This is a genomic window from Asticcacaulis currens, from assembly GCF_028550395.1.
Lineage (GTDB): Bacteria > Pseudomonadota > Alphaproteobacteria > Caulobacterales > Caulobacteraceae > Asticcacaulis > Asticcacaulis currens.
Window position 1 is genome coordinate 444,250 of sequence record NZ_JAQQKW010000002.1, and the last position, 12,818, is coordinate 457,067.

A 12,818-nucleotide genomic window follows, 5' to 3' on the forward strand; every position below is an offset into this window, starting at 1 on the left:
ATTGTGTGTATTTTGAGCGTGGCTCCAAGGGGACCGTTATGACCAACCACCGCTCTCACTGGCGTAACCGCCTTTTCCTCAGCGCCGCCCTGGCCGGCCTCAGTGCCGCATCGGCCATGGCGCAAACCGCGCCGGATAAGACGGACCCGGCTGACGCTACCGAGGTGATCGTCACGGCGACGCGCCGGGCCGAGTCGATGCAAAAAGTACCTGTCGCGGTCTCGGTGCTGAAAGGCGACGATCTCGCTCGCGCCAATCTGAACGGGCTGCGCGAAATCTCGTCTCAGGTGCCGTCATTCAACTTCCGTCAGGCGGCTTCCTATAAGGATCAGGCGCTGTTTCTGCGCGGGCTGGGCACCTCTTCGACCTCGCCGGGCGTTGAACCCACCGTCTCCACCGTCATCGACGGCGTAGTGCTGGGCCGTCAGGGGCAGGCGTCGCTGGACCTGCTGGATGTCGAACGCATCGAAGTGCTGCGCGGCCCGCAAGGGACGCTGTTCGGTAAGAACGCCTCGGCTGGCGTTCTGAATATCGTCACGCGCACGCCGCGCGAAGCGTTCCGCGCCTACACAGATCTCGGCCTCTATGAAGGGAATGAATGGCGCGTGCGCGGCGGCGTTTCTGGCGCGATCATGCCCGGCAAGTGGGCGGCCAGCCTGAATGTCACGGCCTCACACTTCGATGGTAATGCGCGCAATGTGTTTAATGGCCAAAAGGTCAACGGCTACGATAATTACGGCGCGCGTACCAAATGGCTGTTCACCGTCTCAGACAGCCTGACCACCACCCTGACGGCGGATTTCTCGCACAACAAGACGACCGCCCCCAATGGTCTTGTCGCGCGCACCGTGAAGCTGGCTTATCCGACCAATGCGGTAACCTCGTCGCCCGCCTTTGCCACAGCCGTGGCCCCTGCCGAGGTCAGCGACACGACGCGCAACGTCAATATCAATTACCCAACCTATGCGCTGGACGATACCTGGGGCGTCGCGCTTCAGGCCGACAAGCGTCTGGGTGATTTTACACTGACTTCGATCACCGCCTACCGTTTCTGGAAAAACACGCAGTTTCAGGATCAGGACAAGCTGCCCGGCGCGGTGATCGGCCTGCCTCAGCAGCACGACCGCGGCGATCTGCATTACGACCAAATGTCGCAGGAACTGCGGCTGGCCTCGCCCAAGGGGGGACGCTTTGACTATGTGGCCGGTGTCTATCTGTTCCGTGGCACAGACAGCGAAGTCTATACGCGCACTGTGACTATACTCAGCGCCACCTCGACGACCATCCATTCGGGCACCTCGCGCTTTGGCGTCACCAATGACAGTGCCGCCCTCTTCGCCGAGGGCAACTACCATTTTTCGCCTGCCCTGAGGGCGGTTCTGGGGCTGCGCCTGACTCATGATGAGGTCAGCTACCGCTTCAACCGCATCTCCACCTCACCGGTGGCGGTGACCGGTATTCAGGCCCCCTACGCCAGCGAAGGCCAGACCGACGCCACCGAAATGTCCAGTCGCGCCGGGCTTCAGTACGACCTGTCCGCCTCGGCTATGTTCTATGTCACCTATTCGCGCGGCTATAAGGGACCGGCCTACAGCCTCGCCTTCAGCACCCTGCCGCAGGACACCATCGCTCTGAAACCGGAACTGTCCGATGCGGTGGAACTGGGGCTGAAGTCGCGCCTGTTTGACCGCCGCGTAATGGCCAATTTCGCCGTCTTTGAACAGAAGGTGGACAATTATCAGGTGCCCTTCTTCGACACCTATAATGGCTCATCGGTTACCCGCCTGATCAATGCGGGCAAGGTGTCCACGCGCGGCGTCGAAGGCGATGTCAGCGCCCGCGCCAGCGACGCACTCAGCCTGTCGGGGTCTTTTGCCTATACGGATGCCAAGATCGAGCACTTCCTCTGCCCGCCCGGCGCGGCTTCATCGTGCTTCGTCGATGGCGGCGTGCTGACTTTTGCCCCGAAATGGAAGGGCGTCGCCCGTGCCAGTTACCGTCTGCTGTCTCTTGGCACGACTGATGTCCTGATCAATGCCGACGTTACCTACCGCAGCCGCACCCAGTACAGCATCAACCAGACCCCGGATACGGTCTCGCCTGCCTACACCCTGTGGAATGCCAGCCTCAGCTACCGCACCGCTGGCGGGTTTGAAATCAATCTGATCGGCAAAAATCTCGGCGATACGTCCTACTCCCCCTATCTGCAACAGTTCGGTCAGGGGGTGACGCGATTTGTACCGCGCGACGACCAGCGTTATATCGGCATCAACCTGCACAAGGATTTCTGATCATGACCAATGGATACAGCCCCACCACCGGCTTATCAGGTCAGTCGCGCCGCGGTGTCCTCTTCGGTGTCACGGCGGCCGCTTCCGCCTCATTTCTGAAAGCGGCTGCCGCGGTTGCGCCGGCTGTGGACGGGGGGCGCAAATTCATGGCAGATGGCCGCGTCCGCGGCTTTGCCGGCAATACCCTCATCTGCCATTTGCCGCAGCAGGGCGCCGACAGTGCGGCGTTTAACGCCCTGCTCGACATCTATCGCAATGCGTCGGATTACCCCTTCCTGGCAAACGCCACCCTGTTGCCGCCGTCCAGCTATCATATGACGATCTTTGGCGGGGCGAATGATCAGGGCCGCGGCAAGCCCGGCCAATGGCCGCAGGGCGTGCCCAGCGACCTGCCGCTTGAGGCCTGTCATCGCCTGATGGCCGAACGCCTCAAAGGTTTTCGCTCTGGTCTGAACCTGCCTATCCGTATGAAGGTCGATCTGGAAGCACCGGCCCCCGAAGGCGGGGCCATAACCCTGCCCTTGCTGCCGGTCGATGCCGCCCAGTCGCAACAGCTGCGCGACCTGCGCCGCCGCCTGTCCGAGGCCACCGGCATCCGTATCAGTGATCCGGACACCTATGGCTTTCACATCTCGCTGGCCTACTGGATCAAGCCCCTTACGCCTGAACAGGCTAAGGCATTTGACCGCGCCCACCGGCAATGGCGCACCACCTTGTCAAAAGCCGCCCCCGTCATCGCGCTGGGCGCGCCGGAATTCTGCGTTTTCAAGGACATGTTCGCCTTTGAACGGCAGTTTTATCTTGAATAACAAGGCCGCAGTATGGATGGTGGCCTTATAATACCGAGACTGTCTCATATGCATCAGAGAGATGAGACAGTCTAGAAGGGCATACCAACCGTCATTTTTAATAACCCTTGGTATAAACTCAGTCTGCACATAGAAGGAAACGTCCTTCGATTGCATAGCCCCTCAAACCTATTTGGCTCAAGCGTGGCGGGCCGAAATGTGCCCGAAGAAGACGTTGCGGGCTCTAAAACCCTACCAATTAGAGCGAAATGACTTTAAGCTGAATCGCCATTTTGCTCTAAATTTTTGTTTTGTCGCGATGTTTTTGCGGAAAACCGCTCACACTTTTCCGCACATCGCTCTAGCGGACGGTAGAAACTTCGGGCAGCAGAAGTGGTCCCTCCAATCTATTCGACAAATGATTTATGATCGACTCATTGACCGCCAAGCATCTCAATAAGAGGGCCAGGTTCGTCGGTCTGGATCGTATTAACACCTTTTGTGATCATAGCTTTCCAGGTGCGACCGCCGTCGCGCAGGGCGTCAAGGTCGCCGCCGTGACCGATTACGCTGATCACGCCGACCGAGGTCAGCGTGTTGGCCCAAAGCCTGACCTTGTGCGCTTTGGTTTCGGCCGCAATGGCCTCGAACTCGGCCTGAGTGGTGAAGACCAGCTCGATGCCGACCGGCTTTTTGGGACCGCTCAGCTGCTGACGCGCCACCGCTTCGATGGCATCGCCACCGGGATCGGAGCGCCAGTGCCCGACGATGGGCATGAAGGGCGTCTTCGCATACAACGGATCTTCGACCAGCGGCGTCCCCAAAGTCTTGGCCAGCTTCTTGACGAGCACCTGATCCGACATACCAGCGGCTTCGACCTCGGCGATGACCTGCGGGTAGATGTCTTCCTTGATGTCGAGATTGAGCATGATGCGCCCCCGGGCCGCCGCCAGTACCTCGGCCAGTGTCAGGACACGCTCATCGGTCAGGGTCGGCGATATCTCGCCGCCAAAGTTCTGGCGCAAGCGCAGGCTGAGCACCTCCGACAGGGTCTTGTCGGCCAGCTTGCCCGAGCCATTGGTGGTACGGTCCAGAGTCGCATCGTGCAGGATGACCAGTTGGCCGTCCTTTGTCCGCCGGACATCGACCTCGGCCATATCAACCCCCAACCTTACGCAGTGTTCCAGCGCCAGTCGCGAATTTTCCGGCGCTTCGTCGAGACCGGCAGAAGGGACCGCGTTGTGACAGGCGCGATGGGCGACCACAAAAACCCCGGCATCCGGATTGTCCAGCTTCTGACGGATCAGCTCGACCGGGGTCGCGGCCAAGGCCGGAAAGGCCAAAGCCGCACTAAGAGCATAGACAAGGGTCTGGGTACGATACATAAGGATACCTTCCGGATAACAACGCAATAAATGAAAATGTCAGAGCGGAATGACGCGAAACTTCCGGTCATTCCGCTCTGATGACGAACCTTTTGGGGATACAGGTTCGAACTTTAGAAGGATGGGGTGAAGCGGAGACCGATCCAGTAGATGGTCGGCACGGAATAGGTGTCTTTCAGCAGGTTCTTTCCCGGCCCTGTCAGGCTGGTCATGCGCTCATGGCCGACATTGGAGGCTTGAGCGAAGACGGTGACGCCATTGCGGACCTTGTAGCTGGCTTGCAGATCGACCTGTTCACGCGGGGCCCAGTACATGTCCTGCCAGAAAATGTCCGGCACGATGGAGCGCAAGGCCTTGCCCTGTTTGTTATAGGCCGCGCGCAGTTCCAGACCGTCGTGGCTGTAGAAAACCGAGGCATTGACGATCGAGTTGGACTGACCGACCAGCCCCTTCAGGCGGCGCTGGGTGCCACTCGCCTGCAGGACGTCCATCGACCCTTCCATCACCGACCAGTTGGCGCTGAAGCCCACCGGGCGCAGGACCGGGTGCAATTGTTCCAGCGAGTTCATGGTCGCCGCCAACTCGACGCCGTGCACCGAAGCCGAGGTGGCATTGATCGGACGGCTAACCGCCGCATTGACGTAGGTCACGCCTTCATAGGTATAGCCGAAGGTCGTAGCGCTGAAAATTTCGTCCTGGATATCCTTGTTGAACAGAGCCAGAGAGACGAGACCGCCGTCGCGGTTATTGAGCTTCCAGTTAAAGGCCAGATCCACATTGTTCGACAGGCGCGGCTTGATATCCGGATTGCCGATAGTAACCGTGACTCCCAGCGCATTGGGATTGCCCTGATCCGTGGAGGCCACGAAGTTGATGGCACTGCGGGCGGCATAGGCGTCGTAGCTGGGGCGGCCAATCGTCTGGCTGGCACCGAAGCGCACGTCGATGCGATCGGTGAGATCATAGCTGATCAAGGCCGACGGCAGCACGAAGTCGTAGCTGGAATTGGCCTTGCGGTCCTTCCACACGCCGTTGATACGCTGACGCCCGGCACTGTCCAGATCGACGCTGTCGTAACGCAGGCCGAACTGCGTGCGCAGACGGTCGGCATTGTAAGCAACGAGGCCATAAAGGCCCGCATTCTTTTCGGTCAGATCGAAATTATCCTGATTGCTGAAGGCGTCCTGATTGGTGCGGGTGAATTCGCTGGCGGCATGGCTGTAGAAGGCGGCCCAGGCGCGTTGCGGATCAATGGTCAGCAGGTTCAGCTTGCCATTGCTATACATCAGCGGCGCGCCATTGTGCCCGGTGACGCTCGCCAGGGTAAGCGGGCTGGTCAGCGTATTATTGGGCGTATATTCGTCGCGATAGACGTTATACTCGACCTGGCTCTCGGTATAGGTCACCCCTGCGCCAAAGCCGAAACCCTGATCGTCACGTCCCAGATGGCGGGTGTAGTCCAGCTTCACGCTGTTGACGTTATTGCTGGCCGAGCGCTTGTAGTTCGGACGGTAATAGAAACCCTGATAGTTGTTCAGGTTATAAAAAACCGTCGGATCGACGTCGAAACTGGCATTTAGGCCGGAGGTATCATAGTTGAAGCCAAGGGACGGCATGGGCGTGATGGTCGTCCCCGCGCCCGGCGCATTATAGGTCAGGCCGGTGATGAACTTCACCATGCTGATCGGCTCGCGATAGGTGGCGCGCGAAAGGGACACACGCCCGCTCAGAAGCTGATCGTCGGGCAGCGTCCAGTCAAAGCCACCCTGCGCCAGCGCCGTGGCATTGGTCATTTTCTGGACCGAATAGCCGACTTCGATGGTGGCCGCGGGATAGCGGCCGGAGGTCGGCGTCAGATTCTGGACCGTGCCGCGGTTGCGCGGGTCGATAAGCAGTTCGTTGCGCGCCATGGTGTCGCGGAAGCGGTAATAGCCCAGGGTCGCGAAAGCATAGAAGGTGTCGCTGAAGCGCCCTTCCAGCTTGGTGGTCAGACCCGCGCGTTCGCGGCTGTTTTGAACGTACCAGTATTTGTCCTGCTGCGGCACAGCGATGCCGCTACCCAGATTAATGCCTGATTGTAAAACGCCCGCTGAATTATAAAATCCATAATGCACCGTATCGGTGGTCATGTGGGTGTTGGTGAAGGTTTCAAGCTTTTGATAGTTGGCGGAAACCACCACACCAAACTGTTTGGCCGAACCGAAGGTCAGGCTGCCGGTCGAAACCAGACGCGCGCCAATACGCTCCTGATCATTGGGCTTGCCCACATCATTGGCGCCGCCCAGCGAGGCTTCGGTAGTCAGGAAGGGCTTGCCGCCGCGCTCAAAGGCCGACCGCGTACGCAGATCGACGGCTCCGCCGATGGCATTGGGGTCGAGATCGGCGCCAAAGGTCTTGATGACGCGCATTTCGCTGATCATCGAAGAGGGCAGGAGATCGAGACGAACGCCGCGGCCGTTCGAGCCGAGATTGGCGTTCGGCGTACCGGGCGACGCGAGCGGCATACCATCGACGGTCACATTGTTGTAAGCGGCCCCCAGACCGCGGATCACCGGCGTGGCCGCTTCGTCGCGCGGATGCTCGTTGTCCGTGGTCGGCAGGGCGGCCAGACCCGGCACGCGGCGCAGCGCTTCGACGATGGTCAGGTCCGGCAGGGCCTGTACCTCATTGGCGCTGACCACGTCGGAGACTCCGCGATAGCCGAGCTTGGAATTGATGGCCTTCAGGTTCGAGCGCTTGATACCGGTAACGACGACTTCAGCCACATCGTCCTTGGCCTTGTCCGCTCCGGTTTCGGCCGACGTCTGCGCCTGGGCCGCGAAAGCGCTGGTGGCCCATACGAGCGCCATGAGCCCCGGCCGTGTCAATAGACTGGTCTTCATCTTGATAACCCCTCAGATGGTTGCTTTTCCCGGCAATCCGGGAACCTGAGAGCGCTTATGAAGAGGGTGCGCGACACATTTATTTATTTTTTTGAAAATAAATCGACTAGGGATTCACAGCCATTTATGGCTACTCACCGCGTGGATGGGGACCAGCCCCGCCCCGATACAGACAGCCAGACTGCCGATTGAGGAGGCAAATATCCGAGGCATTTGACCGGGATAATGATTATCCTCCCAATTAACCAGTCGCTTAGCCAAGCCTGAAAGGATGGCCTCAGGCAGGGCCCCGGAAATGACGATCGCCCCGGGGTCCATCCAGGCCGTGCCGCAGGCCACAGCAAGTTTCAACTGCTCGGCCACACGGTCCATCCACGTCTCGAACAGGGGGCGATGGGCGTCCATAAGGCTGTCTATGGCGCGCAGGTCATTGATGGGGATGCCCTTACGGTTGAGAAAGCGGATCAGGTCGATACCGGATGGACGCTCTTCCAACATACCGGGAAACAGGCGTCCCACCTCCCCGGCATTACCGTATTCGCCCCGATAAAGCTCGCGCTCAGCGATGATCCCTCCCCCAATCCCATGTCCCAGAAAGAAAACCAGTGCGGAACTGAAGCGCTGAACGATATTTTCCTGATAATATTCGGCCAAGGCGGCCGCCGTCGCATCGTTTTCGATCCACACCGGCACACTGAGACTATAATTAAACACCTCTTCCAAAGAAATATCGCGCCAGCCCTCCAGCCACTGCACGACCGCGCGACGTTCCATCGGTCCGACAATAGGACCCGGCACGGCAATACCCAGACCGAGGAAGCGCCTTTGGGTCAAGCCGATCTTTGCTGCGAGTTTCGAAAGACAGGTTTCGACCACACGGGCAAACTCGACCGGATCCTTGCTGTCAAACGGCTGATCTAGTCGGGCCAGGAGCTGACCGGCGAAATCGACCAGAACCACCTCGACCCATCCTGGGTGGCAGGTCGCTCCCGCCGCATAGGCCCCCTGCCCGGAAATGCGCAGGGGCACCATCGGACGCCCTCTCGACGCCAGCGGTTCGCTACTGGCCTCCTCGATTAGACCCAGAGAAATCAATTCTTTTGACAGACGCGTGGTCGCCGCGTGGCTTTGCCCCAGTGCAGCCGACAGCTGCGAGCGCGATGTGGGGCCGTAGATGCGAATATGCCAGATGATGCGCTTTTGCAGCTCAGACAGAATTATCGGTCGGATGCGTGGCGCTTGCATGGGCGTGACTTAATTCCTAAACCGAAAATAATTATCTGTGTATGTCCTGTTTCGTCTGCTGACAAGGCTGCGTCTATGCCGACTTTCTCGCCCGCTTCTTCGCCACCCTTTCGCGAGCGGTTCATCTATGCGTCCGGCAATATGGGCAAGAGCTGGGTGTGGGCCACCTTCGACAGCGTACTGCTCTACTATCTCAGCACGGTTCTGGGGCTGCCGCTCTCGGTCGCGGGTCATATCCTCATGCTGTCCCTGCTCTGGGACGGGGCGTCCAACCTTCTCCTTAGCTACGGGGCAGACCGGGTGAACAACCGGCACGTCTTCCGTTACTTTCTTCTGTCTGGCGCCCCCCTCTGTGCGGCGTCGTTTTTTTTGATCTTTTACGGCAGCAACCCGCAGGTCCCGCCTCAGGCCTTGTGGGTCGGGATGCTGTGCCTCCTCTGCCGCACCGGCTATACGCTGTGCGATGTGGCGCACAATTCCATGCTGGCCAACATGTCCACCACCTCACAGGGCGCATCATCCGTTTCGGCTCTGCGGCTGATCTTCAGCGCCACCGGCAGTATCGGTGTCGGGTTGGGATTCAAATACGCCCTCGCCAGCCCACCCGAACAGCAACTTGCGGCCTTTGTGAACGTCGCGGCCTTAGGGGCAAGCCTTTATCTGGTTATGGTAAGCCAATCCGCGCTCCTGCCCCAAAGCCGGATCAGGTTGAGCGACACCGGGGTGACGATCGGCCTTCTCTCGACCATTCGCCGGCTCTTTCGCGATAAGACCTTTCAGACACTCTGTGTGCTTGCCTCGCTGCACGCCGGCATCATCACCCTGTTTTACAAAGGCTTGCCCTTTCTAGGCAAGACCGTGCTCCTCAATGCCTCATGGTCGGGGGACGCTCTGATCTATATAACGATCGGCAAGGTCGCCGTGCTGGTCGGCGTGCAGTTCGCAGTCTCCCGACTGCCCTCGCTGCACGCAGTGTTCCGACTTTCATATGCGGCTCTTGGCCTGGCCTTGGTGCTTATCGCGGTCACGATGAGCGGATTGTCACCGGCCCTGCCGCCGCTCCTGTTGCTGATCGGCGGAGCCGAAGCCGGGATCGGCATGTGCCTGTGGGCCATGCTTTCGACCTTCGTCCATGCCGCTGCGGTCCGCGACGGCCTGTCGCTGGCCCTGCCCTTCGGCGTCTTCCTCGCCCTCCTCAAAGCGGCCAATGGCGTCGGGAGTGAGATATTCACCAGCGGGATAAATCTGGGTGTGGCGATGGGCTGCACCCAAACGTCAGCTCTAATTATCACCACGATCATAATGCCGATTTCGGCCTGCCTGTTATCTTTTATTTTGGTCAAACAACTGAGGCAAAAGGATGAAATCCCTGATACCAAGGGTCATTGAAAATGACTCATGGTATGCCTTTCGAGAATTTTTTCATGCCTTTGATACATATGAAACATTCTCGACCTTTCAACGGCCGAATGCGGTCAGCATCTTCGGCCGTTCGTATAACAAGGCCGCCGGTATGGACGGCGGCCTCACACGGTCAGTATTTGTAGTTGACGCCGAACCAGACGGCGCGACCATATCTTTGCCCTTCGTACCAGTTGGGCACGCCCTTCACCGCATTGGCATTGGTGAAGCGCTGTTCGTCTTCGAACAGGTTCCACACCTCCATCGACAGATCGAAATGTCGGTTCAGGCGATAGCCCAGTTGCATATCCGTCTGCCCATAGGCGGCCAGTTTCAGATCGCCTGAACCATCGACGCTGAGTTGCTGGGTTTGCGCACTGGCGTAGCGCCAGGCGATGCGGCCTGACAAGTGTTCGCCCTCATAGAACAGCGCCGCATTGGCCAGCTTTTTCGACAAGCCTTCCGGAGCCACGGAGCGCACGACCTGCCGGTTGGCTCCGATCAGGTCTAGCGACCCGTCATTGAGGGTGAGGTTGGCGCTGAAACCCAGACCCGCCAGCGGTCCCGGCAGGAAGCTCAGGCGATCCTTGACGAGGCTGAGTTCGACGCCGCTGATTTGCGCATCGCCGCCATTGTCCGGCTGCACATAGTAGGAGTCGATGACTCGGTTGGTGGCGTCAGTATATTTGTACGGCGTTTGCAGGTCGAAGATTTCGTCCTGAATGTCTTTGCGGAACACCGCCGCCGAGATCAGGCTACGTCCGCCGTCGAAATAGTATTCCAGCGAGGCATCGAGATTGGTCGAACGGCGCGGCTTGAGGTCCGGATTACCCCGACTGTAGATGCCATTGTCATTGGGCGGGGTTTCGCCGCGCGCCAAATCACGGATGTCCGGACGCCCGATGGTGCGGCTGGCCCCCAGACGCAGCAGCCACTGATCGCTGATGAAGTATGTGGCGGCCACCGACGGAAGCAGGTCGCTATAGTCGGCCTGTGTGGTGACAAAGGCCGCGTTTTCGGCACGGTTGAAGCGGTTGAGCGCCTCGGTCGCCGTCTTTTCATAGCGCAGACCGCCAATAACACGCCAGCGCGCCGACGTGTAGTCGGCCAAGGCGTAACCTGCCGTCACCGCTTCGCTGACGCGGTAGTCCATGCCGTTAACATAACCTTCGCGACGGCTGAAGCTCGTCGCCCCCAGCCCTTCGGCATAGGCCGACAGAGCGTCAATATCGGCATAGACCACCTTGTCGTTCGGCGTGCCGGGGAAGCGGTAGTCGGTGGCCTTGATAAACGGGCGGAAGTCGGCCGAAGCGACCGGGTTGCGCCAGCGCAGATTGCTGGCCGTATAGTCGATGCGGGTTTCACGCCATTTCAGCCCGGCCTTGAAGCCCAGACCCTGACCGGCGGCCGGGCGGCGCGTCCAGTCGGCGCGCACCGTATCGACGTCCTTGGCCAGTTCTTCCTTGTAGCGACGATAGCCATTGAAGGCGTAGTTGGCCGGGTTGACGAACTTCGGCGCGCTGGCGGCATCGAACTGATAGGCGTAGGTGGTGCCGTCAGAGCTATAGGTGCCACTCAACGGCCCGGCATAGTAGAGATCAACGCGCGGATCGTCCTGATAGGAGATGCTGGACGAAGACGAGCCTTTCAGGCTCAGCGTGTCACGCCCCGTCAGCGCATAGTCGAGACCGCCCGCCACGGTCAGGGAGCCATCAACACCGTAGCGCACCTTGTCCGTGCGGCCCGTCGCCGTCGCCTTGCTAAAGGTGCCGGTCGTGAGATTGGACACGGCGGCGTAAAGCGCGTGCTTGTTCTTGTCGATGACGATGTCGGAGTCGAAATAGCTCAGCGAGACATAGGCCTGAAGGGCGGAGACCGGGCGGAACTCGAACTTGGCGGTCGCCCCGGAACTGTCTTCCTGACGTTGATAGAAATAGCCACCGACCTCTTCGGGCAGCGCACGACCATCGCCGACCGGCCCGAACCAGGCACCGGGCTTCAGATTGTCACGATGTACAGAGCGGCCATTGGCGTCGAAGACCACGCCGTATTTGCCGTCGCCAAAGGTCGTTCCCGCCGACAGCTTGCCCTTCACCGAGCCCTTCATGTCGTCCGGTGCGACGTTTTCTTCGTAGCGACCGCCAGACACCCCGACCGACAGCCACGGCTTTCGCGCATCAAAGGCGCTGCGCGTCACCAGATTGACCGTCCCGGCAATGGCGTCGCCATCGAGGTCCGGCGTCGCTGACTTGATGACCTCGACCTGCTTCACAAAGGTCGAGGGGATGGCTTCAAGATTGGCACCGCGCAGATTGCTGTCGAACGGACGCGGGGCCACCGAGGCCTCCTGCCCGTCGAGCGTCACATTGACGAATTCCTGACTGAGGCCGCGCACGCCGATATAGAGGCCGGCGCCTTCGTCCTGAAACGTAGAGACCCCGGCCACGCGACTGGCTGCTTCGGCCAGATTCTGATCCGGCAGCTTGTTAAGATCGTCCGAAGCGACCACGTCGCTGACCTGAGCGGCCTTGCGCTTGGCGTCGGCAGCGCGCTGGTTCGACAGGCGCGTTCCGCGCACCACCACCTCCGTGACCGCCTCTTTGACCGCCTCAGGGGCCGGCCTTGCCTGCGCGTCCGAAGACTGAACCTGCGCCTGCGCCCCCGTCGTCAGAAGCGCGATAGCCAGCGCCGATGCGCTGGTGGCTGTGACCTTGCTAACCATTGTCCCGTCCTTGTCATGCTCACGGCTCAGCGCCGCCCCCGCTTCAACTAACACGCTTTTGTGACATATTTAATATCTAAATGATATTTAATATGGCGCCTTGC

General features: G+C 59.7%; 7 protein-coding genes. 3 read left to right on the top strand and 4 right to left on the bottom strand.

Going from position 1 to position 12,818, the window contains the following annotated elements:
* The first annotated feature begins 38 nt into the window (after nt 1-38).
* Both PQU94_RS05245 and PQU94_RS05250 read left to right on the top strand, forming a co-directional pair.
* Nucleotides 39-2,291, top strand: a complete 2,253-nt coding sequence (locus PQU94_RS05245; RefSeq protein WP_272740434.1) for a TonB-dependent receptor — start codon at nt 39-41, stop codon at nt 2,289-2,291.
* 2 nt (nt 2,292-2,293) lie between these two features.
* Nucleotides 2,294-3,100 (top strand): DUF1868 domain-containing protein, encoded by an 807-nt coding sequence (locus tag PQU94_RS05250; RefSeq protein ID WP_272740435.1) that lies wholly within the window; start codon nt 2,294-2,296, stop codon nt 3,098-3,100.
* Nucleotides 3,101-3,513: 413 nt separating this feature from the next.
* Here PQU94_RS05250 and PQU94_RS05255 read toward each other — a convergent pair whose 3' ends face one another.
* The 3 genes from PQU94_RS05255 to PQU94_RS05265 form a co-directional block, all read right to left on the bottom strand.
* The gene (locus tag PQU94_RS05255) at nt 3,514-4,464 is read right to left on the bottom strand and encodes a glycerophosphodiester phosphodiesterase family protein (RefSeq protein ID WP_272740436.1); all 951 of its coding nucleotides are present in this window, start codon (nt 4,462-4,464) and stop codon (nt 3,514-3,516) included.
* 113 nt (nt 4,465-4,577) lie between these two features.
* Nucleotides 4,578-7,313 (bottom strand): TonB-dependent receptor, encoded by a 2,736-nt coding sequence (locus tag PQU94_RS05260; RefSeq protein WP_272740437.1) that lies wholly within the window; start codon nt 7,311-7,313, stop codon nt 4,578-4,580.
* 147 nt (nt 7,314-7,460) lie between these two features.
* On the bottom strand, nt 7,461-8,591 hold the full coding sequence (locus PQU94_RS05265; protein WP_272740438.1) for an ROK family transcriptional regulator: 1,131 nt from the start codon (nt 8,589-8,591) through the stop codon (nt 7,461-7,463).
* Nucleotides 8,592-8,666: 75 nt separating this feature from the next.
* Between PQU94_RS05265 and PQU94_RS05270 the strand changes: the two genes are divergently transcribed.
* On the top strand, nt 8,667-9,980 hold the full coding sequence (locus PQU94_RS05270; RefSeq protein WP_272740439.1) for an MFS transporter: 1,314 nt from the start codon (nt 8,667-8,669) through the stop codon (nt 9,978-9,980).
* Nucleotides 9,981-10,125: 145 nt separating this feature from the next.
* On the opposite strand, the gene PQU94_RS05275 is transcribed toward PQU94_RS05270, so the two are convergent.
* Complete coding sequence (locus PQU94_RS05275; protein WP_272740440.1) at nt 10,126-12,714, bottom strand: TonB-dependent receptor; 2,589 nt, start codon at nt 12,712-12,714, stop codon at nt 10,126-10,128.
* Nucleotides 12,715-12,818: the final 104 nt, after the last annotated feature.

Coding starts and splice junctions, on each gene's coding strand:
- PQU94_RS05245 (WP_272740434.1), top strand. CDS start 39: ATGACCAACCACCGCTCTCACTGGCGTAACCGCCTTTTCCTCAGCGCC.
- PQU94_RS05250 (WP_272740435.1), top strand. CDS start 2,294: ATGACCAATGGATACAGCCCCACCACCGGCTTATCAGGTCAGTCGCGC.
- PQU94_RS05255 (WP_272740436.1), bottom strand. CDS start 4,464: ATGTATCGTACCCAGACCCTTGTCTATGCTCTTAGTGCGGCTTTGGCC.
- PQU94_RS05260 (WP_272740437.1), bottom strand. CDS start 7,313: ATGGCGCTCGTATGGGCCACCAGCGCTTTCGCGGCCCAGGCGCAGACG.
- PQU94_RS05265 (WP_272740438.1), bottom strand. CDS start 8,591: ATGCAAGCGCCACGCATCCGACCGATAATTCTGTCTGAGCTGCAAAAG.
- PQU94_RS05270 (WP_272740439.1), top strand. CDS start 8,667: ATGCCGACTTTCTCGCCCGCTTCTTCGCCACCCTTTCGCGAGCGGTTC.
- PQU94_RS05275 (WP_272740440.1), bottom strand. CDS start 12,714: ATGGTTAGCAAGGTCACAGCCACCAGCGCATCGGCGCTGGCTATCGCG.